Source organism: Streptomyces sp. NPDC055400 (genome assembly GCF_053644375.1).
In genome coordinates, this window is record NZ_JBSHLM010000010.1 from 260,606 (window position 1) to 287,087 (window position 26,482).

The following is a 26,482-nucleotide window of genomic DNA, read 5'->3' on the forward strand; positions in this document are numbered from 1 at the left end:
ATTCCCGCCGCCATCGTCCGCTCCTCCGGCTCGCGCTCTCCCGCTCGCGGGTCCTCCCGCTCCGTAGTTCGTACGGGGCTACCGGGGCGTACCGCGCGTGCGAGGCGGCACCCGAGTGAACGCGATGTGGAGAACACCTGAGCCCCTGGTGACCCTCCAGCCACAACCGAGGCGTACGCTGTACAGCTGTCATCAGCCGCCCCTGCCGCTCCCCGCGACATCGCGGCGTCTGTCGCCGACCGGGGAATTCACGAACACAGATCACGGGGGGTCGCGGTGCTGGAGAGTGTGGGGTCGCTGACCGGCGGTCCGTGGATCTACGCGGTGGTGGCCCTCTCCGTCCTGCTCGACGTGTTCCTGCCCGTCCTGCCGAGCGGCGTCCTGGTCATCACCGCGGCCACCGCCGCGGCGGCCGGCACGGGGACGGCGGCCGGGCAGGTGACGCCCGAGGTGCCGTCCATCCTGGCGCTGATCCTCTCGGCGGCCACGGCGTCGGTACTGGGCGACCTGGTCGCGTACCGCATCGCCTGGCGCGGCGGCGAGCGTCTCGACCGCGCGATCGCCCGCTCCCGCCGCCTGACCCGCGCGCAGGAACGTCTCGGCGGGGCGCTGGCGCGCTCCAGCGGCGGCATCCTCGTGGTCATCGCCCGCTTCGCCCCGGCGGGCCGCTCGATCGTCTCGTTCGCGGCGGGCACGGCTCATCGCCGGGTCCGCGAGTTCCTGCCGTGGTCCGCCCTCGCGGGCGTGGCCTGGGCGGGCTACAGCGTGGCCCTCGGCTACTTCGGCGGCCAGTGGCTCGGCGCGAGCTGGCTGGCCACGGGGGTGTCACTGCTCGCGTTGTTCGCGGCGGGGGCGGGGGCTGCGTTCCTGATGCGGCGACCGGCGGCGGAACGGGCGGGCTGACCCACCCGAGGCTCGCCCCAGGCCCGCCCCAGGCCCGCTCCGGGACCTGGCTCGACCCCTCGCCTAGGCGGCCGGCTCCTGGGCCAACTGGCGTCCCTGGCCACGGATTTCAAGCCCGTCGAGCAGCTCGGCGGTCGCCTGGGCAACGACATCGACGGCCCGGTCGAACACCTCCTTGTTGTGCGCGGCGGGCGCCCGGAAGCCGGACACCTTGCGCACGTACTGCAGGGCTGCGGCCCGGATCTCCTCCTCGGTGGCCTCTTCGGGGAGGACGGGCGGGCGAAGGGTCTTGATGCTGCGGCACATGCCTCCAGTCTCGCGCGCTCCGCCGCCCTCGCGCACACCTTCGCAAAGAACCTGCGTTCGAAACACACGTACGAATGAACACGCCGGCCATCCCTCGCCCCAAGAAATCGAACAGGCGTAGCATTGCCGCGTGGCAGCGACCTATGACTTCCCGAGTGACCTCCTGGCAGGCCAGGAGGAGCTGCACCAGGTCAGGGCGGAGCTCCTGACCCTCCTGAAGCGGCTTCCCTGGTCGGTGGACCCCCTCGACGGGTTCAGCGACGACCACGGCTGGCGCAAGCGCGAGCGCCCCGCATCCCCTGGCTGGACCCCGGACGAACAGGCCGAGGTCGAAAAGCTGCGGCAGCGGGAGCGCGAGCTGGCGGTCTTCGTGACATGCCACCGCTACTGGAAGGACGTATCGGGCCCGGACAAGGTGGACGCCCGCATGTACCTCAAGCGGACCCGCGAGGCCGACGCCCCGGAGTGACCGAACCTCAGCGGATCACCCGAACCTCAGCGGATCACCCCCGGCGACGCTCAAGCCGCCTCACGCATGGCGGCGGCCCACTCGACCACGAGAGCCTCGTACTCCACCCGTTCCTCCGCGCTCAACCGCCCCCCGGCGCGCAGCCAAAGGGCACGTATCTGCTCGTTCACCTCGGCGGCAGTCCGCACGGTCGCGGGTTCGGAAGTCGTGGCCATAACGTGAAGCCTACGTCCACGCACGTGAAGGCCGCGTGAAACCCCCGCGGAGTGACGGAAGTTACGACGTCAGGCGCACGGCGCGACGACAACACACCCGCCCCACATAGACATTCCACTCTCCTGCGACACCACATAACGGAAGACCCCTTCACAACTCCTTCACATAACGCATAATGCCCCTTCTGTACGTGTACCGGCTCAGGGGGGACATGACCGTGCGCACGCAGGCGTGTGCCCGGCTGCATCTTGCTCGGACAAGGCCTACGGCGTGCCGCCGCGCTTGCGCTTACCGCCGGCGCGCTGCCCCACCATCATGACGATGAGGCCGGCCACGAGAATCGCGCTGCCGATCAGCGGCGCCGACGGCAGGGTGTCCGAGGCGCTGAGCCCAAAGGCCGCCTGCCAGCACAGCGCGAAGGCCACCATCAGCTGCCCCCAGCCATAGACCCGCGGGGCGTGAACACGGCGCCGGTTCATGGGGAGCATCCAGCCGCGGGTCACCGCCGCAACGCCGGTGGCGGCGTAGAACAAGGCCAACAGCACAAGAGGGACAGCGATGTACAGCGTCACGGTTTCGCTCCTGCGTACTGAGGCCCACGCCCAACGGCAGCGTGATGATGACACCCGGCGCATCGCACGTCCATAGCTCCGCGTGTCCCATGATCGGCCGGACATGCACGCGTCGAGCATGCCGAGTTCAGTGTCAGGCCGGCAGTACGCGCAGGCGATGACACCCACGATCAGCACTGGACGGAGGGGCCGACCTGATCACCACGCAAAACTGACGCGGCCCCGCCCCAGATTGATGGAGCCGGCAGGCACCAGCGGATGACCGCGACTCGCAGGCACACCGGGTCATTGCTCGCGCAGTCGTTGCTGTCTCCGCGCGGGGACCGCTGGCTGCACACCCAGGAAGTGGCGACGCGGGCGCAGCAGGTGTCTTGGGCGGTCTCGCGGGATGAACGAGGCCTCTTAGTGGCTGCGGCCTGGCTCCATGACATCGGCTACGCGGCGGAGTTGCGGCAGACAGGGTTCCATCCCCTCGATGGTGCACGGTACTTGGACGGCCTGGGTGCCCCCCGAACGCCTCGTCCGCCTTGTGGCTCACCAGTCGGAGCAACGCGGACTGACTGCCGAGCCGGCCGCGTACGAGGGCAAGGACTCGCCCCTCTTGGATGCGCTGATCTTCGCCGACATCACGACCGGGCCGACGGGACCACCCTGGCAATCAACTTGCTGCGCCGCCACTTGCCGAACGACCACGTCGAGCCTCGTTAACTCACCGCCGCCCGCGTGGCGCCCCGCGTCGTGACGGAGATCCTGGGGCACGGACAGATCGCGGTCACGATGAACGTGTACACGCATGTGGTCCAGGACACGCAGCGCGAGGCTGCCAGCCCCATGGACCGGCTGATCAGCAGACTGCTCGACCGTGAGTGACCATAGGCGTCGATGTCGGCCCTGGATGTCGAAGACCCCCGGCCGAAACCGGCCGGGGGTCTTCTCCCAGGTGGGCGCGGACGGTTTCGAACCGCCGACATCTGCCTTGTAAGGGCAGCGCTCTACCACTGAGCTACGCGCCCGGGATGATTCGACAGCCTACCTTGCCCGTGGCGGTACCCCGCAAACCCGTATCGTCCGGCAAAGTCCCAGGGCCCAGAGCGAACTATCCGGCCCGTGTGTTCGTCATTAACCGGTGGGAGAATGACAGCGGGCAGGGCGGATGAGTGCACGGGCGAGGGCAGCACGGGAGAGGGTAGTGACGGCGACACCACCGATGCGGCCGTATGCGTCGTCCAGGCGAGCGCGCGCCGCGCTTCGTGATCTGCTCGGGCTCGTCCTGCTTCCGCTGCCTCTCGTCGCCGTAGCCGTCGCCGCGGCGCCGGCGGCATTCGCCGGGGGCGGTACCCGGCGCTGGTTCGGGCGCGGGGAGGGCCAGCGGGCGGAGGCGCAGGCCGCCAAGGACGCCGCCGCGGCCGCGTTCTACGAACTCGACACCGCCCAGCGCGATCTGCGGATCTCCATCGAGACCATCACGGCCGTCGACGACTCGCCCGCCGCGCGCCGCACCGTCTCCGACTTCGAGGCCCTCGGCCGGCGCATCGACGAGGCCAGCCTGCAGTACATCACCGCGGTGGACGCGCACGACCTCGACCGGGACGACCTGGAGGCCTCGGTCGCCTCGCGGGCACGCGCCGAGCTGAGCCGGGCCAAGGACGAGCTGAGCAAGGTGAAGCTGGACCTCGACCGGTTCTCGCAGGGCCTCGGCCCGCTGCTCGGGAAGGCCGAGACACAGCTGGCGCGGCTGGCCCCCGCCGTCGAGCGGGCGCGGCAGTCGCTCCTCGCGGCGAGCAACTCACTGGACGCCGTGCGCGGCGCCGGGCTCAAGGCCGACAATCTCGCCGCCCGCCTCGCCGCCCTCGGCCCCGAGCTCACCCGGCTCAACCAGGGCGCGGGCCGGCACGGCGTGCCGGAGACCCTGGAGCGCGCCGAGCGGGTCGCGCGGGATGCGGAAGCCGTGCGGGCCGAGGCCCAGCGGCTGCCGGAGCGCGCCGCCGAGATCGACCGCCGCCTCGTCTCACTGCGGACGCGCGCGCAGGCCCTGACCACGCGGGCCGGGCAGGTCGAGCCGGTCCTGAGCGAGCTGCGCAGACGGTTCTCGGCCCAGTGCTGGCAGGACCTCCAGCATGTGCCGGAGCGCGCCTCGGAGAACGTACGGCAGGCGGAGCGGAAGCTGGCCGAGGCGCGTGCGGCGCGGGACGAGCAGCGCTGGCCGGACGCGACGTCGCTCCTGTCGACGGTGCGTGCGCTGCTGAACACGACGGACGAGGACGTGTCCGCCGCCTCCGACCGTTTGCACCGGCTGAACGCCGTGGCGAAGGACCCGCAGCAGGAGATCGACCGGACGCGGTTCGCCATCCGTGACGCGCAGCGGCTCGCCATGTCGGGGCGCAGCACGCCCGAGCCGCGGCACGCCCGCCCCCTCGACGACTCCGTGGCCCGCCTCGACCGCGCCGTCGCCGCTCTCGAGGGCCGCCATCCCGATTACTGGCACTTCCTCACGGAGACGGAGGCCGTCCGGCAGACGGTCGCCCGCGTCGTCGCGCAGATCAGGGAGGACCGCGGCGCCCCCTCCTGAGCTGCCGCGCTCCTGCCCCGCCTCCGGGCCCCGTCCCTGTTGGCGCCCTCGGGGCTACGGGCGGATCCTTGAGATACGTACGTGCAAGGGAGGCGATCATGGCCACGCATGTACCCGACATCCGCCCAGCCCCCCGGCTCCGGCATCCGCGTGTCGTTCTCGACGATCATCTGCCCGTCGACCACGGCCTCAGCAAGGTCTACCGGATCGGCGCGGGCCTGATGGGGCTCGTGCTGGTCGCCTTCGGCATCCTGGGCCTCATCGACCAGATCGGATTCTTCGACACCGGCGGTGACAAGGTCGCCGGCCTGAACACCAACGGTGCCCTCAGCGTCCTGTCGATCCTTATCGGCGCACTGCTGTTCGCCGGCATGGTCATCGGACGGAACGTCGCCTCGACGATCAACATGACCGTCGGCGTCCTGTTCATCATCAGCGGCTTCGTGAACCTCGCCCTGCTCCAGACCGACTACAACTTCCTCGCGTTCAAGATCCAGAACGTACTGTTCAGCTTCGTGGTCGGCGTGATGCTCATGGCCTTCGGGATGTACGGGCGCGTCAGCGGAACGCTGCCGCACGACAATCCGTACTGGCGCGCGCGCCACCCGGAATCCGCCGCCCGCGAGGACCGTGCCCGCGCCGCCCGGCAGCCGCACCCCACCCTCGAGGCGACGAATGCCCCCGGAGTCGCCACAGCCCCCGGTGCCACCGGGACCACCAAAGTCACCGATGGTCCCGGGCCGCCGAGAATAATTGATAAATAACCCGCCCACGTGCGAGGCTGCCCCCATGACGCGCAAGGACAGGGGCAGCTCCCGTACGGAGCGCCCGCGCACGGACAGCGCGAGCGGCACGCCAGGGGTCTCGTACACCGGGCGCGGCGTCCACCGGATCGTCGTGGAGGCGCTCGCCCGGCGGATCTTCGACGGGACGTACGCGGAGGGGGATCTCCTCGATCTGCCGGGGCTGATGGCCGAGCTGGACGTCAGCCAGACCGTGCTGCGCGAGGCGATCAAGGTGCTGACGACCAAGGGTCTCCTGGACGCCCGGCAGAAGCGGGGGACGTTCATACGCCCGCGCGACGACTGGAACCTTCTCGACAGCGACGTGCTGCGCTGGACGATCGACTCCGGCGCGCCCGGCGCCTTCTTCACCGATCTCCTCGAGCTGCGCCGCGCCGTCGAGCCCGCCGCGGCCGCGCTCGCCGCGCTGCACCGCACGGACGCGGATCTCGCCGGCCTCGACGCCGCACTCAGCGCGATGGCCGCCGCCGAGCAGACACCCGTGACCGCCGATCCCGTCATGACCGACAGCGACCCCGTTCTCGCCGTGCGCGCCGACGCCTCCTTTCACACGGCGCTCCTCACCGCCTCCGGCAACCCCTTCTTCGCGCAGATGCGGCGCGTCATCATCCCGGCCCTGGTCGTACGGGACCGGCTCGTGCACGCCGGACGGCACGAACACCCGCTGCCCGCCCACGCCCTGGTCGCCGACCGCGTCCGCGCGCGGGACCGGGACGGCGCGTTCGCGGCGATGCTCGACGTGATCGAACTGTCCCGGCGCGGCCATCCCTGACGCCTCGCCGCCGCCCCACCCCCGTGACACCCCGAGAGGAACCCCTACGTGAAGATCGCCCGCATCGAGACCTTCCTCGCGCCGCCCCGCTGGATGTTCGTCCGCGTGGAGACCGACGAAGGGGTCGTCGGCTGGGGTGAGCCGGTCGTCGAGGGGCGTGCGGAGCCCGTGCGGGCAGCCGTCGAGGTGCTCGCCGAGTACCTGGTCGGCCAGGACCCGCTGCGCATCGAGGACCACTGGCAGGTCATGACCAAGGGCGGCTTCTACCGCGGCGGGCCGGTCCTGTCGTCCGCCGTCGCCGGGCTCGACCAGGCCCTGTGGGACATCAAGGGCAAGACGTACGGGCAGCCGGTGCACCAGTTGCTCGGCGGGCCGGTGCGTGAGCGGATCCGGGCGTACGCCTGGGTGGGCGGTGACGAGCCGAACGAGGTCAGGGACGCGGTGAGCGCCCAGGTCGAGGCCGGGTTCACCGCGGTGAAGATGAACGCCAGCGGGCGCATGACACCGCTCGCCACGCGCGAGGAGGTCCGTGCGTGCCTGCTGCGCGCGGAGACCGCCCGTGAAGTCCTGGGCGACGAACGGGATTTCGCGCTCGACTTCCACGGCCGCGTCTCCCCCGCGAACGCCCGCCGGCTACTCCCCCTGCTCGCCGACTACGCGCCCCTGTTCGTCGAGGAGCCCGTCCTCTCCGATCACATGCAGGCCGTCCCCGATCTGGTGAACGCCTCCAACATCCCGATCGCGCTCGGCGAACGGCTCTTCACCCGGCGGGAGTTCCTCGCCCCGCTCCAGGCCGGCGTCGCCGTGGTGCAGCCCGACATCTCGCACGCGGGCGGCATCTCCGAGCTGCGCCGCATCGCCGCGCTCGCCGAGATGTACGGGGCCCACATCGCGCCGCACTGCCCGCTCGGGCCCGTGGCCCTCGCCGCGAGCCTCCAAGTCGCCTTCACCACACCGAACTTCCTGATTCAGGAGCAGTCGATCGGCATCCACTACAACAAGGACGCCGAGCTCCTCGACTACGTCGCCGACCGCGAGCCGTTCCGCTTCGTCGCGGGCTCGCTGCTGCGCACGGAACGGCCGGGCCTCGGCGTGGACATCGACGAGGCGGCCGTACGCGCGGCCGACGCCAAGGGCCATACCTGGCGCAACCCCGTGTGGCGGTACGAGGACGGCTCGTTCGCCGAGTGGTGACCCATGAAACGCCCTGCGAAACGCCCACCCATGAAAGGAATCGAGGAGGAGCACCATGGACTTCACTACCGCACTGCGCGCCGAGCGCCTCGTGGCGATCGTCCGGGGAAGCGACGCCGACGCGTCGTTCCGTACGGTCATGGCCCTGGCCGAGGCCGGTATCCCGCTGGTGGAGGTGTCCCTCAGCGGCAGTGACGCCCTCGACGTGATCCGCAGGGCGCGGGCCGAGCTCGGCGACGACGTCTGGCTCGGTGCCGGCACGGTGCTGACCGCCGAGGACGCCCGCGAGGCGGCCGCCGCCGGGGCGAACCTCATCGTGACGCCCGGGCTGGGCGCCGGGGTCGACGAGTCGCTGCGGCAGGGCCTGCCCGTACTCGCCGGGGTACTCACGCCGAGCGACGTCATCGCGGCCGAGGCGGCCAGGGCGACGGCCCTGAAGATCTTCCCGGCGTCGGCGATGGGCGGCCCGTCGTATCTGAAGGCGCTGCGGGGACCGTTCCCCCGAACGCCGTTCGTGCCGGTGGGCGGGGTCGACGCGGCGGCCGCGACCGCCTATCTGGAGGGCGGCGCCATCGCGGTCGGGGTCGGCTCACCCCTCATCGGCGACGCGGCGGACGGCGGGGACCTGGGCCAACTGCGCAAGCGGGCAGCCGAGTTCAAGGCGGTGTGCGGATGACGGCGCCGGGTTCGGCGAGCCCCGCTCCGGCCGGGGCCCCCGCCTCCCCCGCCTCCCCCGCCTCCCCCGTCGACGTGTTCACCTTCGGCGAGACCATGGTCGCGCTGCGCGGCCACGGCCCGTTCAAGCTGGGCGGCTCGATGGACCTGTCCGTCGCGGGCGCCGAGTCGAACGTCGCCATCGGTCTCACCCGGCTCGGGCACAGCGTCCGCTGGGCGGGCGCGGTCGGCGCCGACGAGGCGGGCGAACTGGTCCTGCGCACGCTGCGCGCCGAGGGCGTCGACACGTCCTGCGTCACCCGTGACAGCGGCGCCCCTACGGGGCTGATCCTGTTCGAGCCGCGACTGCCCGAGGTGACGCGGGTGCAGTACTACCGTGCGGGCTCGGCGGGTTCGCGGCTCGACGCCGACCGCGTCGAGCGGGCCTTCGCGGCCGGTCCGCCGCCCCGCGTCCTGCATCTGACGGGGATCACGCCCGCGCTCAGCACCTCCGCGCGCGACGCGTGCCGGCGCGCTCTGCGGCTCGCCCGCGAACACGGCGTTCCGGTCAGCCTGGACGCCAACTACCGGTCCCGGCTGTGGAGTTCTCAGGCGGCTGCCGCGGAACTGCGTGACTGGATCCCGTACGTCGATGTCCTCATCGCCTCCGACGACGAGCTGCCGCTGTGCGCGCCGCCCGGGCTCGACCCGGTCAAGGCCCTCCTCGGTCTCGGGGTGCGCGAGGTCGTCGTCAAGCTCGGCGCCGACGGGGCGATCGCCCACTCGGCCGACGGTGAGCTGCGTGTCCCGGCGCGGCCGGTGCGCGCCGTGGACGCGGTCGGGGCCGGTGACGCCTTCGTCGCCGGCTATCTCTCCGCGCTCCTCGACGGCGAGGACACCGCCGGGCGCCTCGACCGGGCGGTGACGACGGGCGCCTTCGCGGTCGCGCAGCCGGGCGACTGGGAGGGGGCACCCACACGGGCGGAACTCGGGCTGCTCGGCGCGGGCCAGGGCACGGTCGTACGCTGACGCCCGCGGGGCACGGCCAGCTAACCTGTGCCCATGCCACGCTACGAGTACCGCTGCCGGACCTGCGGCGACACGTTCGAACTGAGCCGCCCCATGGCCGAGTCCTCGGCCCCCGCGGACTGCCCCGCCGGCCACGACGACACGGTGAAGCTGCTGTCGACGGTCGCCGTGGGCGGCACGGCATCGGCCGCCGCACCGGCCCGCCCCGCCGGCGGGGGCGGAGGCGGGGGCTGCTGCGGCGGGGGCTGCTGCGGGTGAACGCAGAGGTCCCTCAGGGGTGCGGACGCGGCTGCCGGACCCTCTCGACCAGCTCCCGCAGGATCGTCTCGCCCGCCGCGACGCCCCGGTCCTCCAAGGCCGTGACGTGCGGCGCCGTCCAGCCCGCGTCCGCCAGTTCGCCGTGGCCGGGGCGCCAGGCGTGGTCGGCCGCGAGGAGCAGGTCCGCGTCGAGCAGGGAGTCGCCGGCCGCGAGCGTGAGGTCGGCGCCGGAGCGGCGGGCCACCTCACGCATGGCCGCACTCTTGGTGAGCGGCTTCGGCACGGCGTAGATCTTCCGGCCCTGGAGGGAGACCGTCCAGCCGCGGGGCTCCGCCCAGACGGCGAGTTCCTTGACCCAGCCCTCCGGGAGCAGGGACCGCTCGACCACGAGATACGCGAAGAGGTCCTCGGCGACGCGCTCCTTCAGGAGCCACGCCGGGTCGGCCGTCCGCACCAGATGCGCCCTCACCTCGTCGAGCGGCGCGCACTGCGCGGCCAGCCGCTCGTCGACAGCGGCCCGCCAGTCCGGGTCGGAGACGCCGTCCACCAGCAGGTGTCCGCCGTTGGCGCAGATCGCGAACTGCGCTGCGGGGCCCGGGAGGTGGATGCGCCCGTACTGCTCACGGGTGCGGGTCGTGGTCGGGACGAAGACAGCGCTGCGGCCGAGTTCGCCGAGCAGCTCGGCCGCGGCCTCGGTGACGTAGGAGAGGGGCCTGCCCTCGTAGACCTCGACGCACAGCAGGCGTGGCGCCTGCGCGTCGGGCATGGTCAGGCCGAGTGCTGGGGCGGAGTAGATCAGGGTGCGGTCGAGGTCACTGGCGACCAGGGTGACGGGCGTGGCGCTCACTTCGCGGCCACCGCCTTGCCGTCCGCGCCGGTGGCGCCCCGCGTGTACTTCGGGTGGATCAACCCGACGCAGGTGTAAGGGAGTTCGGCGACCTCCTCGACCGGTACCCCGCGCTGCTCGGCGAGCAGGCGTACGTGGTCGAGGTCGGCGCCGGCGCCCGTGCGGGCGAGTATCTTCCACGGGACACGGCGCAGCAGCACACGGGTCGTCTCGCCGACACCGGGCTTCACCAGGTTCACGTCGTGGATCCCGTACTCCTCGCTGATCCGCTCGACGGCCGCCCAGCCCTCCCAGGTGGGCGCGCGGTCGGCGGAGAGCATCTCCTTGACCTGGGCGTCCACGGCGTCGGCGACCTCGTCGAAGCAGGCCTCGACGGTGTCGAGGAAGTGCGTCGAGACATCCGCCTCGGCGAGCTCGCGGTAGAACTTGGCGCCGTGGAAGTCGTTCGGTCCGACGAGGTCGGCGCGCAGCACCGTACGCGATATCAGCCCGGAGACCGTCGAGTTGAGGCACGCGGACGGGATGAGGAAGTCCTCGCGGGTGCCGTAGGTGCGCACGCAGGACCCGGGGTCGGCGAGTACCGCGATCTCCGGGTCGAATCCGGGGCCGCCCTCATTACGCTGATGGGTCTTGAGTGCTTCGGCCAGTTCGCGGGTGATCGCGCCCTTGCCGGTCCAGCCGTCGACGAAGACGACATCGGCCGGGTCGTGGTGGGCGGCGAGCCAGCGCAGCGCGTTCGCGTCGATGCCGCGGCCGCGCACGATCGAAACCGCGTAGTGCGGCAGGTCGAGGCCCCGCCGCGCCTGCGCCCAGCGGCGCATCAGCACGCCGACGGGCGTCCCGGCGCGGGCGAGCGAGACGAGTACGGGACGCGGGGACCGTTCCGCGAGCACGGTCTCGGTCACGACGCCGACCGCCTGCGCGATCCGCGCGGCCGATACCTCGAGGGCGGACTGGAACAGCGCCTGGTACTCGGCGCTCGGCTGGTACTCGACGGGCAGCGACTCGGCGTAGTGCGCGCCACCGCCCTGTATCGCCTCCTCGCGCTCCTCGGTCGGCGCCTCCAGCGCGACGTCCGAGAGGTCCTGGAGCAGCCAGCCGACCTCGTCGGGCGCGTACGAGGAGAAGGCGGGGCCGCGGAGGGGCTCGGGGAGCGTGGGGGACACAAGGGGCCTTTCGGGGGCAGTCCCCTGGGGGACGTAGGAAGGCACGACGGCGAGCAGCACGCGCGGGGTGTGCTCGGCAAGGCGCGCCAACAAGCCGTCAGGGGCGTGCAGTTGAGGCGTGTCCGCGGTGGAGTCGACGACGGCGACGATCGCGTCGAAGTCACCGCCCGCGACGTTGTACGCGTAGCGCTGGCCCGGCCCGTCGGCCGGGTCGTCGTGGGCGGGGAAGACGAGTCGGGTACGGATCGCGTAGCCGGGGTCGTCGACGGCGAGGACCGGCGAACGGGTCGTGGTGGAGTAGCGCACCTGCGCCCCCGTGCCCTTCTCGACCTCGCGGGCCAGGGCGAGCGGCGCGTACATCAGCTCCTCGAAACCGAGGACGAGTACGCGGCGGGCGTCCCCCAGGGGCGCGCTCAGGCGGGCGGCCATCGAGGGGAGCGCGGCGTCGAGCGCCGCGCGGTGCTCCGGCGTGAAGCCGTGCCGGCCTCCGTCGGGCACGGACGCGGGCCAGCCGAGGTCCACGCGGGTCACGCTGCCCGGCTCACTGCCCGGCTCTGTGGGCGGCTCGCTGCCCGGCCCTGTGCGCTCCGTCGGGGTCCCGGCGAGGGACTCGTGGTGGGCGACGAGCGCCTGTCCCTTGGCGAGGACGCCGTCGGGAAGCCGGACGGTGCCGGACGCCGACGCGACCAGGTCGACGCGGGCGCCGATCTCACGGGCGAAGTCGGCCAGGCGGCCCCGGTCGTCGGGCGAACGCATGTCGACGAGGGCGACGATGACGTAGTGCCCGCGCGGGTAGCGCTCGTGCAGGGCGCGGATCGTGTTGACGACCGTATTGCCCGTGGAGAACTCGTCGTCGACGAGGACGAGCGCCCCGTCGCCCGCGAGGAGCCGGGGGTCCTCCGGCAGCAGCAGATGCGAGGTGGCGTGCGAGTGGGACTCCTCGAAGCCTCCCGCGCGCGCCACCCCGTCGACGGGGCGCCGCGTCGAGTGCAGATAGGGCGCGTGGCCCAGGCCGTCGGCGACGCAGTGCCCGAGACCCGTCGCCGTCTCGGCGTATCCGAGCACGACCGCCTGTCGCGCCGCGTCGTCGCCGAGCAGCTCGCGCACCCTCAGGCCGAGGTCGTACCCGGCGCGCCAGACCACGGCCGGGGACTGGGGAACGTGCTTGCCGAGGACGTTCGACACGAGCAGATGGGCCCGCTTGGGATTGCGGCGCAGGGCAAGGCCCAGCAGCCCGGATATCTCCTCGTCACCGACGAGCTCGACCCCGAGCCGCTGTGCGACCCATGTCCCCGACCAGACCACTTCGCCCCTTTTCCTTGCTTTCATCATCATCATGACTCGCGCGCTCGTCACGCGGGCAGGCCTGCGTTGAGCAGCTCCACGAAGCCGACGTCCTCACGGGCGACACCGAAGGCCTCCGCCCGCTGGAGGGTCCGCTCGGCCCAGGCCCGGTGCGGCTTCACTTCGTTCATCTTGTTCGTGTACGCGGACCTGAGGACGCCACCGCCGCCGCGCTCGGGCCGCAGGATGTCCTGAGCGTCGCCGTACTCCTCGTGACTGACCACGGACAGTGCATGCACGGGCATCACGTGCGAGGGGTGGATGCAGGTCTTGCCGAGCAGGCCGTTGGCCCGGTCCAGCTCGATCTCGCGCAGCAGGCCGTCCATGTCGTGCTCGATGAGGGCCTGGCGCAGCTCGACGGCCCGGCTCTCCTGGAAGGGGCTGCGGCGCAGCTGCGGCTTGAACATCCGCTCCTGGTGGCGGAAGTACTCCCAGACGGGCCCGGTCACGGTGAAGCCGGTGCCGTCGGCCCGGCCGAGCAGATTGACCACGTCCGCGATCACGGAGGCCACGATCTGGACGTCGTACGCGGTCATGTCCGGCGGCCTGCGCAGCCCGTACGCGGAGCAGAAGTCGGTCACGCCGAGGCGCAGGGCCAGGACGCGGTCGCGGTACTTGTCGACGGTGCGGGCGATCCCGGCGAGGGTGTCGCCCCGCGTCTCCAGGTGCAGGAGCTCGGGCGACTCCAGGACGGGCATCGCGAAGAGGCGCCGCCCGGTGGCCGCCTCGGCGGCGGAGAGCGCCTCCAGGAACGGCACGCCACGCTCCTCGGTGAATTTCGGCAGTACGAATCCGGACAGCAGCCGCACGGCGGGACCGAGGCGGCGGACGAGGTCGGTGATCTGTCCGGCGGCGCGGACGCGGACGAACAGCAGCGGAGGCTGCGCGTCCGGCCGGGCCGCGAGGTCGGTGAACTGCGCGACCAGGTTCTCCTCGGCGTCCGCGACCTCGGCGTCGTCGATCGAGTCCTCCAGGCACAGCACCATCGAGACGACACCCCGGCCCGCCTGCTTGAGGACGTCGTCGGCGAGGCGCGGCCGCGTGGCCGGGCTGTAGAGCGTGGCTCCGAGGGCCGCCGCGAGCATGCGGGGCGGCGAGTCCGCGGTGAAGTCACCGGGCTCCCGGTGGAACAGCTGCTGCCGCACCTCAGGGGCGATATGCCCGAAATGACGCATGAGACTCCCCCGTCGTGCCGCTCTGGCCCGAATTTTAGTGGCCGGTAATAGTACGTAGGGATCCATGTCAAGGGTTCCCACCGGGCATGAAATTCAGGTAACCCACCCATGTCGAGTATGTCCCTCGGTCCCACAGTCTCGGGCCCCCGCGTTGTCCTGGCCAGGACAGGGAAGGCAGGATGACCGCATGACGCACGCGATGCTGAAGGGGTCGAACGTCCCGCTCGAGGCCACGGCGGTCCGCGCCGTGCTGCGCTGGGCCACCGGCCAGGGCGTGCCCGACGTCGACGCCTCGGCGCTGCTCCTCGGCCCCGACGGTCGCGTACGGTCCGACGAGGACTTCGTCTTCTACAACCAGCCCCGGCACCCCTCGGGCAAGGTCTGGCGGCTCGGCAAGAAGCGCGCCGCCGACGGACTCACCGACACGATCCAGTCGGACCTGGCGGGCCTCGGCCCCGAGGTCGGCCGCGTCCTGCTCGTCGCCTCGGCGGACGACGTCCCCTTCGATCGCGTACCCGCCCTGCGGATCCTGATCTACGACGCCGCGGCCGCGGAGGGCGAGCCCCTCGCCCGCTTCGACGTGAAGCCGGAGACGGGCGCCGAGACGGCGCTGATCTGCGGCGAGCTGTACCGGCGCGGTGAGGGCTGGAAGTTCCGGGCCCTGGGCGAGGGCTACTCGAACGGCCTGGTCGGCCTGGCGACCGATTTCGGCATCTCGGTGGACGAGTCGGAGCCGGCGCCGGATCTCCAGACATCGTCGCCTCCGGGCCCGATGCCGGCCGCCGAGCCGTCCTTCCCGCCTCCGGCCCCCGACACCTCGATCATGGGGTCGGAGCCGGATTGGGGATCGGGGTCGGGTGCGGGTTCGGGTTCGGGTTCGGGTTCGGGTTCGAGTTCGGGTTCGGGTTCGAGTTCGGGTTCGGGTTCGGACTACGGGTATCCGCAGGCGCCCACGCAGCAGCCCATCGCCGCGTCGCTCCCTCAGCCCGCGCCCCAGCCCGTTTCCCAGCCCTCGTACGGGTACCCGCCCGCGGCGCCCACGCAGCCCGCGCCGCTGGTCATGCCGGTGCCGACGACGCAGCCCGCCTACGGCTATCCGCAGCCGGTGCAGCCGCTGCCCGACCCGAACTTCGCCCTGCCGCCGCAGGGCCCGCAGTTCATCTCACGCTGAGCCCGCGACCGGCCCCGGGCGACTCGGGGCCGGACCGGGCGACGGAACAGGGCCCCGGCGTCCGATCCGCCGGAGATGCCCTAGCGCTCCCCGACCTTGGACTTGTACCCCCGGCCCCACTGAAGGCCCCACCCGTACAGCCGGTCCAGCTCGGCCTGGAACCCGTACACGAACTTCACCTCGCGTCGCACGATCAGCTCACCCTTGACGTTCTCGATCGTGACGACGGCGCAGGAGCGGGCCTGCGGGGCGCGCTCGTCGAGGCTGATCTCGACGCGCGGGCCGTTGCTCGGGTAGAGCGTGACGTGGGCGTGCGTACGGTCGAACGCCGGTGTCTGGTCGTAGATGTAGACGAAGACAAGCAGTCGCTTGATGGACTCGCGATGGTCGAGATTGACGTAGATCGTCTCACCCGACGCCGAGCCGAAGCGGTCGTCCCCGCTGAGCTTCACGTACGGCGGCGCGTTGAGCGCGCCGAAGAAGCTGCCGAGCGGCTGGACCACGCCCTTCTCCCCGTCGGTCAGCTCGTACAGACAGCCGAGGTCGAGGTCCACATTGACCATGCTCTGCGTATGGGCCTGCACCACATCGGGCTTGAACAGCTTGAAGGGGTGCCGCAGCAGGCTCTCGCGCTCCGGGCCGCCGATGTCCGAAGTCCGCATCCGCCAGGACAGGTTGATCCGCAGATTTCCGGTGGCCGCCCCCTGTTTGGTGAGCGAGACGACCGGGTGCCGCTTGGTGAGTTCGATGGAGTTCGACGCGGCGCTGCCCGACTCGAAATCCGCCGCACGCCCGCGCCACAGTCCGTCCCAGAAGGACATTTCGCCCCCAAGTGCCCGTGTTTCATGGTCCAGTTACGCCGACGGGGCGGCCGGTGAGGAGTTCTCCTCGCAGACCGCCCCGCTCACAGCGTTCCAGGATCAGAGCCCGGACGAAACCTCAGCCTTCTCGCCCGGGGTCGTCGCTTTTCCCTCGGCGGCCGCAATTCGCTTGTTGCGGCGCACCGACGACCAGAACGACCAGGCGATCAGGACGACGCCGATCAGGCCCGTGATGACCTCGTTGATCTCGTACTGGATGGTGACCAGCAGGATCACGGCGAGCGCGCCGATCGCGTAGTGCGCGCCGTGCTCCAGGTACACGTAATCGTCCAGGGTGCCCTGGCGGACCAGGTAGACCGTGAGCGAACGGACGTACATGGCACCGATGCCGAGACCGAGCGCCATCAGCACGATGTCGTTGGTGATCGCGAAGGCGCCGATGACTCCGTCGAAGGAGAACGAAGCGTCGAGGACCTCCAGGTAGAGGAACATGAAGAACGCGGCCTTGCCCGCCATCGCTATGGCCGGCGCGGCCTTGCCGCTCTTCTTGGCCTCTTCCTCGGCCTCGTGCTCGCGCTCCTCTTCCTCCTCCAGTCGGTTTTCGAAGTACCCGGAGAGACCGCCCACGATGAGATACGTGATCAGACCGGCGATGCCGGCGATGAGTACCGTCTCGGCCTTGTCCACATGGACGCCGCCGTGCTGGTGGGCGTGCGTGGCCACGGTGAACGAGGAGATCAGGAGCACGATCATCGCGATGCAGACCGACAGCATGTCGACCTTGCCGAGCTTGGCGAGCGGGCGCTCGATCCAGCGCAGCCACTGGACATCCCGGTCCTCGAAGATGAAGTCGAGGAAGATCATCAACAGGAACATGCCACCGAACGCGGCGATCGACGGGTGCGCGTCGGTCACCAGCTGCTGGTACCTGTCCTTGTCGTTGAGCGCGAGCTTGACCGCCTCGATGGGGCCGAGCTTGGCGCTGACCGCGACGATCACGACGGGGAAGACCAGTCGCATACCGAAGACGGCGATCAGCACACCGACCGTCAGGAAGATCTTCTGCCAGAAGGCATTCATCTTCTTCAGGATCCCGGCATTGATCACCGCGTTGTCGAAGGACAGCGAGATCTCGAGGACAGCAAGGATCGCGACGACCCCGAATGCTGTCCATCCGTCGTAGAACACAGCCGCGACCAGGCCGAGCGCAGTAATTGCGAACGACCAGCCGAAGGTTTTCAAAACCACTGGCTACCCCATCAAGTGTGTACGGGTCTCCCCCGCGCCGGTAGGACGGGGCTCCCCCGCTCCGCGCACGGCTTTACGAAACATTGACCCCGAAGTCTAGAGCGATGCCCCGAAGGCCCGACGCGTACCCCTGCCCGACGGCGCGGAACTTCCATTCGCCGCCGTACCGGTACACCTCGCCGAAGATCATCGCGGTCTCCGTGGACGCGTCCTCGCTCAGGTCGTAGCGGGCGAGCTCCTGGCCGTCCGCCTGATTGACCACGCGGATGAACGCGTTGCTGACCTGGCCGAACGTCTGCCCACGGTTGTCCGCGTCATGGATCGAGACCGGGAAGACGATCTTGTCGCAGAACGCCGGCACCTTGGACAGGTCGATCAGGATCGACTCGTCGTCACCCTCGCCCTCACCGGTGAGGTTGTCGCCGGTGTGCTCGACGGAGCCGTCCGGGCTGGTGAGCTGGTTGTAGAAGATGAACCACTCGTCGCCGAGCACCCGGCCGTCCTTGCACAGCAGCGCGCTGGCGTCGAGGTCGAAGTCGGCTCCGGTGGTGGATCGCGCGTCCCAGCCGAGTCCGATCAGCACCTGTGTGAGGTTCGGTGCGGCCTTGGAGAGGGAGACATTGCCCCCCTTGGCGAGCGTGACACCCATGATCGTGGTCCTCCCCGGTGTGATGTCGCTTGAGTTGTCCAGCACGTCCGGCGCCGCACTCGCGTGCGACGCCGGACGGTCATACGGTCGTGCTCGGCTCAGACGTTGACGCCGAAGTCCTGCGCGATGCCGCGCAGACCCGAGGCGTAGCCCTGGCCGATGGCGCGGAACTTCCACTCCGCGCCGTTCCTGTACAGCTCGCCGAAGACCATGGCGGTCTCCGTCGAGGCATCCTCGGAGAGGTCGTACCGGGCGATTTCCGCCCCGCCCGCCTGGTTCACGACGCGGATGAACGCGTTGCGCACCTGGCCGAACGACTGCTGCCGGTTCTCGGCGTCGTAGATCGAGACCGGGAACACGATCTTGTCCACATCGGCCGGGACGCCGGCGAGGTTGACCTTGAGCTGCTCGTCGTCACCCTCGCCTTCACCCGTGGTGTTGTCGCCGGTGTGCTCGACCGAGCCGTCCGGGCTCTTCAGGTTGTTGAAGAAGACGAAGTTGGCGTCACTGCTGACCTTGCCCTCCGTGTTCGTCAGGATGGCGCTGGCGTCAAGGTCGAAGTCCGTGCCCGTGGTGGTACGAACGTCCCACCCGAGGCCGATGATGACCGCGGTCAGGCCAGGAGCCTCCTTGGTCAGCGATACGTTGCCGCCCTTGCTGAGGCTGACTCCCACGAGTCCTCCCATTGGTGTCGGGGGCGGGGAGCCCCGTCGTGCATTGGTATCGGATCAACGTCTGGATCCTAGTGACCGGTTCCCGGCAGCCACAGGTTCCGCACCCGAAGAATCCCAGGGTGTCATCCCCGGGACACCCCTGAGAGATGCGCGGAGCACGCCCTTGTGACCCCTGAGGGGTCAGAGGGTGTCGATCGCCTTGACGTATTCGTTGAGGTCGCGGGCGTCCGGCAGGCCGTTGACGACGGTCCAGCGGACCACGCCCTCCTTGTCGATGATGAAGGTGCCGCGCACCGCGCAGCCCTTCTCCTCGTCGAAGACGCCGTAAGCGCGCGAGGCCTCGCCGTGCGGCCAGAAGTCCGACAGGAGCGGGTACTCGAGGCCCTCCTGCTCGGCGAAGACGCGCAGGCTGAACGGCGAGTCGTTGGACACGGCGAGCAGCTGGACGTCGTCGTTGACGAACTTCGGCAGCTCGTCCCGCAGGGCGCACAGCTCGCCGGTGCAGACGCCGGTGAAGGCGAACGGGTAGAAGAGCAGCACCACGTTCTTCTCACCCCGGAAGTCCGAGAGCCGCACGGTCTCGCCGTGCTGCGTCTTGAGCTCGAAATCCGGAGCCTTCGTGCCGACCTCGATCGCCATGGTTCAAGCTTCCCTTCGATGGGGCTGTTCGGGTGGCTCAGCCTAGTTGCCGCCGCGGAGCCGGTGCCCCACTGGTGACTGCTGCCCCGCCGCGCGCATGCACGTGAGGCCTCCGCGGGCCGCGCTTGAACGCGCCCGCGAAGGCCTCACAAGGGGATCCCGGTTCCGCCGGAGGGTTACCGCTTCTTGGCGGCCCCCTTCGGGGTGATGAGCCGACTGCCGTTCCAGTCCTTGCCCGCGTTGATGCTCTTGGTCTGCGAGAGACCTGCTGTGGTGGAGGCCTCGCCGATCTCGCTCGGCTCGACGTACCCGTCACGCCCGGTCTTCGGCGTCAGGAGAAGGATGGAACCGCCTTCTTCCATGTACGCGATGGCATCCACCAGAGCGTCAGTAAGGTCCCCGTCGTCCTCACGGAACCAGAGCACCACGGCGTCAGCCACGTCGTCGTAGTCCTCGTCGACGAGCTCGGAGCCGATGGCCTGTTCGATAGCCTCGCGGAGCTCCTGATCGACGTCGTCGTCGTAGCCGATCTCCTGGACCACCTGGTCGGGCTGGAAACCAAGCCTTACGGCAAGGTTCGTCTCCGCGTGGTCCGCGGTCGCGCTCACGGTTTGCCTCCTGATCATGTTTACGAAGTTGTCTGCGGCTTCGCGCGTGCGCGAAGCGTTGGCCGTAGTCCACACGGGCGGGGCGGATCGCGCAAGTACCCGGCCCCCGAGACCGCCGAAACGGTGACGTTCCAGGCGGTGTCGCCGCAACTCCAGTCAAGGATCCCCGCAGGTCGGTGATCTATGCCACACCGATCTGCCGGATTTGCCCACCCTGTGGATGACGGTCGTCCACCTCGGCCGAACGGCCTCACGAAACCGGTGAACCACATGAGCGTATCGTTGCGATTTGGTCGCACCCGTCCGGGGATCCCCGGGGAATCACCCGGATTACCCCTCGGTACAGATGACGATTGCGTCCCCGAGGTACACGATGGGGAGCGGCGCAGCCCCATTGCACCCAATTGCACATCTCGACCGACAGTGAAGGAACAGCGTGGTTTCCGGATCCGATCGCAATCCGATCATCATTGGCGGCCTCCCCAGCCAGGTCCCGGACTTCGATCCCGAAGAGACCCAGGAATGGCTCGACTCCCTCGACGCCGCCGTCGACGAGCGCGGGCGCGAGCGGGCCCGCTTCCTGATGCTCCGGCTGATCGAGCGCGCCCGCGAGAAGCGCGTGGCCGTGCCCGAGATGCGCAGCACGGACTACATCAACACGATCGCGACCAAGGACGAGCCCTTCTTCCCCGGCAACGAGGAGATCGAGCGCAAGGTCCTCAACGCGACCCGCTGGAACGCCGCGGTGATGGTCTCCCGCGCCCAGCGCCCCGGCATCGGGGTCGGCGGCCACATCGCCACCTTCGCCTCCTCCGCCTCGCTCTACGACGTGGGCTTCAACCACTTCTTCCGCGGCAAGGACGACGGCACGGGCGGCGACCAGATCTTCTTCCAGGGCCATGCGTCGCCGGGCATCTACGCCCGCGCCTATCTCCTGGACCGCCTCACCGAGGGCCAGCTCGACTCGTTCCGCCAGGAGAAGTCGAAGGCCCCGTACGGCCTGTCGTCGTACCCGCACCCCCGGCTGATGCCGGACTTCTGGGAGTTCCCCACCGTCTCCATGGGCCTCGGCCCGCTGGGCGCGATCTTCCAAGCGCGGATGAACCGCTACATGCAGGCCCGCGACATCGCCGACACCTCCGCGTCGCACGTCTGGGCGTTCCTCGGCGACGGCGAGATGGACGAGCCGGAGTCGCTCGGCCAGCTGTCGATCGCGGCCCGCGAGGGCCTCGACAACCTGACCTTCGTGGTGAACTGCAACCTGCAGCGCCTCGACGGCCCGGTCCGCGGCAACGGCAAGATCATCCAGGAGCTCGAGTCGCAGTTCCGCGGCGCCGGCTGGAACGTCATCAAGCTGGTCTGGGACCGCAGTTGGGACCCGCTGCTCGCGCAGGACCGCGACGGCGTCCTGGTGAACAAGCTGAACACCACGCCCGACGGCCAGTTCCAGACGTATGCCACCGAGCCCGGCTCGTACATCCGCGACCACTTCTTCGGTGGCGACCACCGGCTGCGCGCGATGGTCGAGAACATGACCGACGACCAGATCCTGCACCTGGGGCGCGGCGGGCACGACCACAAGAAGATCTTCGCGGCCTTCCAGGCGGCCAAGGATCACAAGGGCCAGCCGACGGTCATCCTGGCGCAGACGGTCAAGGGCTGGACCCTCGGCCCCAACTTCGAGGGCCGCAACGCGACCCACCAGATGAAGAAGCTGACGGTCGACGACCTCAAGGGCTTCCGCGACCGTCTGCACCTGCCGATCACCGACAAGCAGCTCGAGGACGGCGCCCCGCCGTACTACCACCCGGGCCGCGACTCGGAGGAGATCCAGTACATGCACGACCGCCGGCACGCGCTCGGCGGCTATGTGCCGACCCGCGTCGTGCGGTCCAAGCCGCTTCCGCTCCCCGACGACAAGACGTACGCGAGCGTGAAGAAGGGCTCCGGCCAGCAGTCGATCGCCACCACCATGGCGTTCGTGCGGCTGCTGAAGGACCTCATGCGGGACAAGGAGATCGGTCGGCGCTTCGTCCTGATCGCGCCGGACGAGTACCGCACGTTCGGCATGGACTCGTTCTTCCCGAGCGCGAAGATCTACAACCCGCTCGGCCAGCAGTACGAGTCCGTGGACCGCGATCTGCTGCTCGCGTACAAGGAGTCGCCGACGGGCCAGATGCTGCACGACGGCATCTCCGAGGCGGGCTGCACGGCCTCGCTGATCGCCGCGGGATCGGCGTACGCGACGCACGGCGAGCCGCTGATCCCGGTCTACGTCTTCTACTCGATGTTCGGTTTCCAGCGCACGGGCGACCAGTTCTGGCAGATGGCCGACCAGCTGGCTCGTGGTTTCGTGCTGGGGGCGACCGCCGGCCGGACGACCCTGACCGGTGAGGGTCTGCAGCACGCCGACGGTCACTCGCAGCTGCTCGCCTCGACCAACCCAGCCTGCGTCGCCTACGACCCGGCCTTCGGCTTCGAGATCGCGCACATCGTGCAGGACGGTCTGCGACGCATGTACGGCGCTACCGCCGAGCATCCGCACGGCGAGGACATCTTCTACTACCTCACTGTCTACAACGAGCCGCTGCAGCACCCGGCCGAGCCCGCCGATGTCGACGTGGAAGGCATCCTCAAGGGCATCCACCGCTTCAGCCCGGGCACTTCGGGTACCAGCCCGGCGCAGATCCTCGCTTCGGGTGTCGCGGTGCCGTGGGCTCTGGAGGCTCAGCAGATCCTCGCCGCGGAGTGGAACGTCAGGGCGGACGTCTGGTCGGCGACCTCGTGGAACGAACTGCGCCGCGAGGCCGTCGAGGTGGAGCGGCACAACCTGCTGCACCCCGACGAGGAGCAGCGCGTCCCCTATGTCACGCGGAAGCTGTCCGGCTCGGAGGGTCCGTTCGTCGCGGTCTCCGACTGGATGCGGTCCGTGCCCGACCAGATCTCCCGCTGGGTGCCGGGCACGTACCAGTCGCTCGGCGCGGACGGCTTCGGCTTCGCGGACACGCGCGGCGCGGCCCGTCGTTTCTTCCACATCGACGCCCAGTCGATCGTGGTGGGCGTGCTCACGGAGCTGGCCCGCGAGGGCAAGATCGACCGCTCGGTCCTGAAGCAGGCGATCGACCGCTACCAGCTCCTCGACGTCTCGGCGGCCGACCCCGGCCCGGCGGGCGGCGACGCGTAGGGGCCTGGTCCCAACTGTCGTAGAGGTTCGAGGTGCGGTGCGGCCACGGGGGCCGCACCGCACCTCGCCTTCTTTCATCTCAGCGCTCCCAGACCTTGAACGCCCGTACCCGGTAAGGGGATTGGGGCGCCCATGTGCCGCTGCCGGGATAGGTCTGGAACTCCCCCGTCTCGGCGCACTCGGCGGACTGGTAGGCCGTGACCGGCCGTCCGGTGCGATTGGCGAGAGCCTGCGCGCTGCCCCCCTCCGGCAGCGCGACGCAGCTCTCGATGTCGATCCCGGACAGCTCGTACGTCTGCCGGTGCCCCTTGAACGCCGGCTTCTCCCACAGGCACAGCTCCCCCGCCGCGCAGTCCCCCGATGTCGGCGGAGCGGCGGCTCCGGCATGGACCGGTGTCAGCAGGACGGCCGCCAGAGCGGCCGCTGCCGTCATCGGCAGCGTCGTACCCATCGCGGCGCGCATCCTCGTACCCATATCGTTCAACCCCCGTGTCGTACTGGTCACTTGTCTGCACTCTGGCCCGGTGGGCGATCAGACGGGAAGAGCTGACGGATCAGATCACTCGGATAAGCGAAATGCCCCCAGGATTTCCCTGAGGGCATTTCGGGGTGGGTGCGAGGATGCCTCGGGGGGGTCTACGGGTTTCCCCCGAGGGGCCCGATGAGCGCTCCCCTGAGAGGCGCTAGATGTGTGCGGCCCCCGCGCCCGCCTCAGCGTTCGTTCCCCGCTTGGTCAGGAGCGCGACGAAGATCGCCACGACGGCGACGCCCGCGGCGACCAGGCAGGCCAGGCTCATGCCGGAGATGAAGGTGTCGTGCGCGACCGAGGTGATCTTCTCGGCAAGCCCGGGCGGGGTGCCCTTCGGGACCGGGCCCACACCGACCTGGACCGCCTCGGACGCCTGGTCCAGCTGGGCGGGCGTGAGCGGCGGAAGCTTGGCGTCGGTCCAGTTGCCCGCGAGGTCGTTGTCCACCTTCGAGGCCATCACGGCGCCGAGCACGGCGGTGCCGAGGCTTCCGCCGATCTGCATGGCGGCCTGCTGGAGGCCGCCCGCGACGCCGGAGAGCTCCATCGGGGCGTTGCCCACGATGACCTCGGTGGCGCCCACCATGACGGGCGCGAGGCCCAGGCCGAGGAGGGCGAACCACAGCGACATGGCGCCGCTGCCCGTGCCCGACTCCAGCGTGGACATGCCGTACATGGCGACGGCGGTGAGCAGCATGCCGCCCGCGAGCGGGATGCGCGGACCCACCTTCGTGATCATCGCGCCCGCCAGCGGCGAGCCCACGATCATCATTCCGGTCAGCGGCAGGAGGTGCAGACCGGAGTCGACGGGGCTCATACCGTGCACGTTCTGCAGGTAGAAGGTGACGAAGAAGAGGCCGCCCATGAAGGCGATGGCCATGAGCACCATCAGGACCACGCCGGCAGACAGCGGCACCGAACGGAACAGGGCCAGCGGGATCAGCGGCTCCTTGACGCGCGTCTCCCAGATCGCGAAGAGCGCGAAGCACAGCACGGAGGCCGCCAGGAACGTCCAGGTCAGGCCGTCGCCCCAGCCCCACGTCGGGGCCTTGATGAGCGCCCAGACCAGGCAGAACATCGCGCCGGAGAGCAGCACGATGCCGAGGATGTCGAAGGATCGCGGCGCGTTCTCTGCGCGGTGGTCCTTGAGGATCAGGAGCCCGAGGACGAGGGCGATGACGCCGACAGGGACGTTGATGAAGAAGACGGACTGCCAGCTGACGTGCTGGACGAGCAGCCCACCGAGGATCGGGCCGCCCGCGGTCGAGGCGCCGATCACCATGCCCCAGATGCCGATCGCCATGTTCAGCTTCTCGGCGGGGAAGGTGGCCCGCAGGAGGCCGAGCGCGGCCGGCATGAGGAGCGCGCCGAACAGTCCCTGGAACACCCGGAAGGTAACCACCAGAGCGATGCTGTCCGACAGGCCGATGGCCCCCGAGGCCGCGGCGAACCCGATCACGCCTATGAGGAAGGTCTGCCGGTGACCGAAACGGTCGCCGAGCTTGCCCGCGGTGATGAGAGTGACCGCGAGGGCGAGGAAGTAGCCGTTGGTGATCCATTGGACATCGGCGAAGCTCGCGCCGAGGTCCTTCTGGATGGCCGGGTTGGCGATGGCCACGATGGTGCCGTCGAGGGCGACCATCATCACGCCGATCGCGACGGAGAACAGCGTCAGCCAGGGGTGGCCGCGAAGCCCCTTGGCCGGGGCCGGAACGGACACGGGCTCCGGAGCCTTGTCCGCCTTGTCGACGGTGGTCTGACTAGTCATGCGTTCGAGGCTAATGACAGCGACTGACAGTTGACAAACCAATTCACAAGTCGGTAACTGTCATGTCGCTCACAGGTAAGCTGAGCTGCGCAAACAGGCGAAAAGAGGGGCGCGAGTGAAGACGCAGGAAGAGCGTTCAGGGCTGCGGGAACGCAAGAAGCAGCGCACCCGCGACGCCCTGCTGCGCTCCGCACTGGAACTCTTCACCACAAAGGGGTACGACCGCACGACGGTTGACGAAATCGCGGAGGCCGTCGACGTCTCGCAGCGCACCTTCTTCCGGTACTTCACCAGCAAGGAAGAGACCGCGTTCGCGGTCCAGGACATGGTGGAGTCCCGCTTCATCGCCCTCCTGCGCGAACGCCCCGCGGGCGACAGCCCGTTCGAGGCCCTGCGTGGTGCCGTGCTCGACGCCTGGGACTCCCTCGGTGAGCCCATCGAGGAAGTCGTTCCGGTCGAACTCCACATGCGCACCTACCAGATGATCGAATCCACCCCTTCCCTGATCGCCGTCCACCTGCGTCGCTCCACTGAGCTGGAGGAGGAGATCGCACGCGTGATCGCCGAGCGCGAGGGCCTCGACGTGGAGGCGGATCTGCGCCCCCGCGTGACGGTGGCCGCGTTCACAGGCGTGATGCGCATGGCCGGGCGACTGTGGGGCGCCGGCGAGGACATCAGCGTCGAGTCGATCCGCGAGGTCACGGAGTCCTATCTCGACCAACTGGGGCCGGTGTTGGCGGGGAAGTGGCGCGCAGAGTGACCGACCGTGCACTCCCGCGCGCGTGGGGCGCAATCGACACCTACGGACTGTGACGACACCACCTAAGCTAGGCCCGGTTTGCCCTAATTGACCCGCCGGAAACGTGATCTGCCTCACCGATTTCGCGGGTTGGTCCGCGGTTCTCCTAGGGTGTCCC

Annotated in this window: 26 protein-coding genes, 1 tRNA gene and 1 pseudogene; 13 read left to right on the top strand and 15 right to left on the bottom strand. The window is 69.9% G+C overall.

Going from position 1 to position 26,482, the window contains the following annotated elements:
- Nucleotides 1-276: 276 nt before the first annotated feature.
- On the top strand, nt 277-903 hold the full coding sequence (locus ACWIGU_RS26650; RefSeq protein WP_356272783.1) for a DedA family protein: 627 nt from the start codon (nt 277-279) through the stop codon (nt 901-903).
- A 63-nt stretch (nt 904-966) separates the two neighbouring features.
- Here ACWIGU_RS26650 and ACWIGU_RS26655 read toward each other — a convergent pair whose 3' ends face one another.
- Nucleotides 967-1,209, bottom strand: a complete 243-nt coding sequence (locus tag ACWIGU_RS26655) for a DUF2277 domain-containing protein (protein WP_100591958.1) — start codon at nt 1,207-1,209, stop codon at nt 967-969.
- A 130-nt stretch (nt 1,210-1,339) separates the two neighbouring features.
- Between ACWIGU_RS26655 and ACWIGU_RS26660 the strand changes: the two genes are divergently transcribed.
- A complete protein-coding gene (locus ACWIGU_RS26660; RefSeq protein WP_454404215.1) occupies nt 1,340-1,678 on the top strand; it encodes a hypothetical protein in 339 nt (112 codons plus the stop codon).
- Nucleotides 1,679-1,728: 50 nt separating this feature from the next.
- On the opposite strand, the gene ACWIGU_RS26665 is transcribed toward ACWIGU_RS26660, so the two are convergent.
- Nucleotides 1,729-1,893, bottom strand: a complete 165-nt coding sequence (locus ACWIGU_RS26665) for a hypothetical protein (RefSeq protein WP_454404216.1) — start codon at nt 1,891-1,893, stop codon at nt 1,729-1,731.
- Between the two features lie 264 nt (nt 1,894-2,157).
- Nucleotides 2,158-2,466: a hypothetical protein gene (locus tag ACWIGU_RS26670; RefSeq protein WP_454404217.1), complete on the bottom strand. Its 309-nt coding sequence runs from the start codon at nt 2,464-2,466 to the stop codon at nt 2,158-2,160.
- A gap of 708 nt (nt 2,467-3,174) precedes the next feature.
- Here ACWIGU_RS26670 and ACWIGU_RS26675 point away from each other — a divergent pair.
- A pseudogene (locus ACWIGU_RS26675) lies at nt 3,175-3,336 on the top strand (site-specific integrase); the annotation flags it as partial.
- A 71-nt stretch (nt 3,337-3,407) separates the two neighbouring features.
- Here ACWIGU_RS26675 and ACWIGU_RS26680 read toward each other — a convergent pair.
- Nucleotides 3,408-3,479: transfer RNA gene (locus tag ACWIGU_RS26680), tRNA-Val, on the bottom strand.
- Between the two features lie 194 nt (nt 3,480-3,673).
- On the opposite strand from ACWIGU_RS26680, the gene ACWIGU_RS26685 reads away from it, so the two are divergent.
- The 7 genes from ACWIGU_RS26685 to ACWIGU_RS26715 all read left to right on the top strand — a co-directional run bounded on the left by ACWIGU_RS26685 (nt 3,674) and on the right by ACWIGU_RS26715 (nt 9,745).
- The gene (locus tag ACWIGU_RS26685) at nt 3,674-5,035 is read left to right on the top strand and encodes a hypothetical protein (RefSeq protein WP_454404330.1); all 1,362 of its coding nucleotides are present in this window, start codon (nt 3,674-3,676) and stop codon (nt 5,033-5,035) included.
- Between the two features lie 98 nt (nt 5,036-5,133).
- Nucleotides 5,134-5,799, top strand: coding sequence for a DUF4383 domain-containing protein (locus ACWIGU_RS26690; RefSeq protein ID WP_454404218.1), 666 nt, complete (start codon nt 5,134-5,136; stop codon nt 5,797-5,799).
- A 25-nt stretch (nt 5,800-5,824) separates the two neighbouring features.
- The gene (locus ACWIGU_RS26695) at nt 5,825-6,610 is read left to right on the top strand and encodes a FadR/GntR family transcriptional regulator (protein ID WP_454404219.1); all 786 of its coding nucleotides are present in this window, start codon (nt 5,825-5,827) and stop codon (nt 6,608-6,610) included.
- A 48-nt stretch (nt 6,611-6,658) separates the two neighbouring features.
- A complete protein-coding gene (gene dgoD / locus ACWIGU_RS26700) occupies nt 6,659-7,804 on the top strand; it encodes a galactonate dehydratase (RefSeq protein ID WP_454404220.1) in 1,146 nt (381 codons plus the stop codon).
- Nucleotides 7,805-7,859: 55 nt separating this feature from the next.
- On the top strand, nt 7,860-8,480 hold the full coding sequence (locus ACWIGU_RS26705; RefSeq protein WP_454404221.1) for a bifunctional 4-hydroxy-2-oxoglutarate aldolase/2-dehydro-3-deoxy-phosphogluconate aldolase: 621 nt from the start codon (nt 7,860-7,862) through the stop codon (nt 8,478-8,480).
- On the top strand, nt 8,477-9,487 hold the full coding sequence (locus ACWIGU_RS26710; RefSeq protein WP_454404222.1) for a sugar kinase: 1,011 nt from the start codon (nt 8,477-8,479) through the stop codon (nt 9,485-9,487). Before ACWIGU_RS26705 ends, ACWIGU_RS26710 begins: the two co-directional genes overlap by 4 nt.
- Nucleotides 9,488-9,520: 33 nt before the next feature.
- Nucleotides 9,521-9,745 carry an FmdB family zinc ribbon protein gene (locus ACWIGU_RS26715; protein WP_454404223.1) on the top strand — a complete coding sequence of 75 codons (225 nt, stop codon included), beginning with the start codon at nt 9,521-9,523 and terminating at the stop codon, nt 9,743-9,745.
- Nucleotides 9,746-9,758: 13 nt separating this feature from the next.
- Here ACWIGU_RS26715 and ACWIGU_RS26720 read toward each other — a convergent pair whose 3' ends face one another.
- The 3 genes from ACWIGU_RS26720 to ACWIGU_RS26730 form a co-directional block, all read right to left on the bottom strand.
- Nucleotides 9,759-10,511, bottom strand: a complete 753-nt coding sequence (locus ACWIGU_RS26720) for an HAD family hydrolase (RefSeq protein ID WP_454404331.1) — start codon at nt 10,509-10,511, stop codon at nt 9,759-9,761.
- Nucleotides 10,512-10,588: 77 nt separating this feature from the next.
- Nucleotides 10,589-13,093 (bottom strand): phosphoribosyltransferase, encoded by a 2,505-nt coding sequence (locus tag ACWIGU_RS26725; protein ID WP_454404332.1) that lies wholly within the window; start codon nt 13,091-13,093, stop codon nt 10,589-10,591.
- Between the two features lie 17 nt (nt 13,094-13,110).
- On the bottom strand, nt 13,111-14,277 hold the full coding sequence (locus tag ACWIGU_RS26730; RefSeq protein WP_454404224.1) for an HpcH/HpaI aldolase/citrate lyase family protein: 1,167 nt from the start codon (nt 14,275-14,277) through the stop codon (nt 13,111-13,113).
- A 187-nt stretch (nt 14,278-14,464) separates the two neighbouring features.
- Between ACWIGU_RS26730 and ACWIGU_RS26735 the strand changes: the two genes are divergently transcribed.
- Nucleotides 14,465-15,448 (top strand): TerD family protein, encoded by a 984-nt coding sequence (locus tag ACWIGU_RS26735; RefSeq protein WP_454404225.1) that lies wholly within the window; start codon nt 14,465-14,467, stop codon nt 15,446-15,448.
- A gap of 80 nt (nt 15,449-15,528) precedes the next feature.
- Here the strand turns inward: ACWIGU_RS26735 and ACWIGU_RS26740 are convergent, their stop codons facing one another.
- The 6 genes from ACWIGU_RS26740 to ACWIGU_RS26765 form a co-directional block, all read right to left on the bottom strand.
- Entirely contained in the window at nt 15,529-16,269 is a 741-nt protein-coding gene (locus ACWIGU_RS26740; protein WP_100591942.1) for a TerD family protein, read from the bottom strand.
- A 99-nt stretch (nt 16,270-16,368) separates the two neighbouring features.
- A complete protein-coding gene (locus tag ACWIGU_RS26745) occupies nt 16,369-17,517 on the bottom strand; it encodes a DUF475 domain-containing protein (RefSeq protein ID WP_454404226.1) in 1,149 nt (382 codons plus the stop codon).
- Between the two features lie 73 nt (nt 17,518-17,590).
- The gene (locus tag ACWIGU_RS26750) at nt 17,591-18,166 is read right to left on the bottom strand and encodes a TerD family protein (protein WP_100591940.1); all 576 of its coding nucleotides are present in this window, start codon (nt 18,164-18,166) and stop codon (nt 17,591-17,593) included.
- Between the two features lie 98 nt (nt 18,167-18,264).
- Entirely contained in the window at nt 18,265-18,840 is a 576-nt protein-coding gene (locus ACWIGU_RS26755; protein ID WP_100591939.1) for a TerD family protein, read from the bottom strand.
- A 180-nt stretch (nt 18,841-19,020) separates the two neighbouring features.
- On the bottom strand, nt 19,021-19,479 hold the full coding sequence (locus ACWIGU_RS26760; protein ID WP_356272757.1) for a peroxiredoxin: 459 nt from the start codon (nt 19,477-19,479) through the stop codon (nt 19,021-19,023).
- Nucleotides 19,480-19,655: 176 nt separating this feature from the next.
- The gene (locus ACWIGU_RS26765; RefSeq protein WP_356272755.1) at nt 19,656-20,087 is read right to left on the bottom strand and encodes a DUF3052 domain-containing protein; all 432 of its coding nucleotides are present in this window, start codon (nt 20,085-20,087) and stop codon (nt 19,656-19,658) included.
- Nucleotides 20,088-20,523: 436 nt separating this feature from the next.
- On the opposite strand from ACWIGU_RS26765, the gene aceE reads away from it, so the two are divergent.
- A complete protein-coding gene (aceE, locus tag ACWIGU_RS26770; protein WP_454404227.1) occupies nt 20,524-23,271 on the top strand; it encodes a pyruvate dehydrogenase (acetyl-transferring), homodimeric type in 2,748 nt (915 codons plus the stop codon).
- A 79-nt stretch (nt 23,272-23,350) separates the two neighbouring features.
- On the opposite strand, the gene ACWIGU_RS26775 is transcribed toward aceE, so the two are convergent.
- Both ACWIGU_RS26775 and ACWIGU_RS26780 read right to left on the bottom strand, forming a co-directional pair.
- Nucleotides 23,351-23,722 (bottom strand): peptidase inhibitor family I36 protein, encoded by a 372-nt coding sequence (locus tag ACWIGU_RS26775; RefSeq protein WP_100592554.1) that lies wholly within the window; start codon nt 23,720-23,722, stop codon nt 23,351-23,353.
- 232 nt (nt 23,723-23,954) lie between these two features.
- Nucleotides 23,955-25,565: an MFS transporter gene (locus ACWIGU_RS26780; protein ID WP_356272749.1), complete on the bottom strand. Its 1,611-nt coding sequence runs from the start codon at nt 25,563-25,565 to the stop codon at nt 23,955-23,957.
- 115 nt (nt 25,566-25,680) lie between these two features.
- Here ACWIGU_RS26780 and ACWIGU_RS26785 point away from each other — a divergent pair, with 115 nt between their 5' ends.
- On the top strand, nt 25,681-26,325 hold the full coding sequence (locus ACWIGU_RS26785; protein ID WP_454404228.1) for a TetR family transcriptional regulator: 645 nt from the start codon (nt 25,681-25,683) through the stop codon (nt 26,323-26,325).
- Nucleotides 26,326-26,482 lie beyond the last annotated feature (157 nt).

Bases quoted from the DNA above. Each gene is read 5' to 3' on its own strand.
- ACWIGU_RS26725 (WP_454404332.1), bottom strand. From the start codon at position 13,093: ATGATGATGAAAGCAAGGAAAAGGGGCGAAGTGGTCTGGTCGGGGACA.
- ACWIGU_RS26705 (WP_454404221.1), top strand. From the start codon at position 7,860: ATGGACTTCACTACCGCACTGCGCGCCGAGCGCCTCGTGGCGATCGTC.
- ACWIGU_RS26710 (WP_454404222.1), top strand. From the start codon at position 8,477: ATGACGGCGCCGGGTTCGGCGAGCCCCGCTCCGGCCGGGGCCCCCGCC.
- ACWIGU_RS26760 (WP_356272757.1), bottom strand. From the start codon at position 19,479: ATGGCGATCGAGGTCGGCACGAAGGCTCCGGATTTCGAGCTCAAGACG.
- ACWIGU_RS26775 (WP_100592554.1), bottom strand. From the start codon at position 23,722: ATGGGTACGACGCTGCCGATGACGGCAGCGGCCGCTCTGGCGGCCGTC.
- ACWIGU_RS26695 (WP_454404219.1), top strand. From the start codon at position 5,825: ATGACGCGCAAGGACAGGGGCAGCTCCCGTACGGAGCGCCCGCGCACG.
- ACWIGU_RS26730 (WP_454404224.1), bottom strand. From the start codon at position 14,277: ATGCGTCATTTCGGGCATATCGCCCCTGAGGTGCGGCAGCAGCTGTTC.
- ACWIGU_RS26655 (WP_100591958.1), bottom strand. From the start codon at position 1,209: ATGTGCCGCAGCATCAAGACCCTTCGCCCGCCCGTCCTCCCCGAAGAG.
- ACWIGU_RS26735 (WP_454404225.1), top strand. From the start codon at position 14,465: ATGACGCACGCGATGCTGAAGGGGTCGAACGTCCCGCTCGAGGCCACG.
- ACWIGU_RS26720 (WP_454404331.1), bottom strand. From the start codon at position 10,511: ATGCCCGACGCGCAGGCGCCACGCCTGCTGTGCGTCGAGGTCTACGAG.
- ACWIGU_RS26690 (WP_454404218.1), top strand. From the start codon at position 5,134: ATGGCCACGCATGTACCCGACATCCGCCCAGCCCCCCGGCTCCGGCAT.
- ACWIGU_RS26750 (WP_100591940.1), bottom strand. From the start codon at position 18,166: ATGGGTGTCACGCTCGCCAAGGGGGGCAATGTCTCCCTCTCCAAGGCC.
- ACWIGU_RS26780 (WP_356272749.1), bottom strand. From the start codon at position 25,565: ATGACTAGTCAGACCACCGTCGACAAGGCGGACAAGGCTCCGGAGCCC.
- ACWIGU_RS26740 (WP_100591942.1), bottom strand. From the start codon at position 16,269: ATGTCCTTCTGGGACGGACTGTGGCGCGGGCGTGCGGCGGATTTCGAG.
- ACWIGU_RS26715 (WP_454404223.1), top strand. From the start codon at position 9,521: ATGCCACGCTACGAGTACCGCTGCCGGACCTGCGGCGACACGTTCGAA.
- ACWIGU_RS26665 (WP_454404216.1), bottom strand. From the start codon at position 1,893: ATGGCCACGACTTCCGAACCCGCGACCGTGCGGACTGCCGCCGAGGTG.
- ACWIGU_RS26685 (WP_454404330.1), top strand. From the start codon at position 3,674: ATGCGGCCGTATGCGTCGTCCAGGCGAGCGCGCGCCGCGCTTCGTGAT.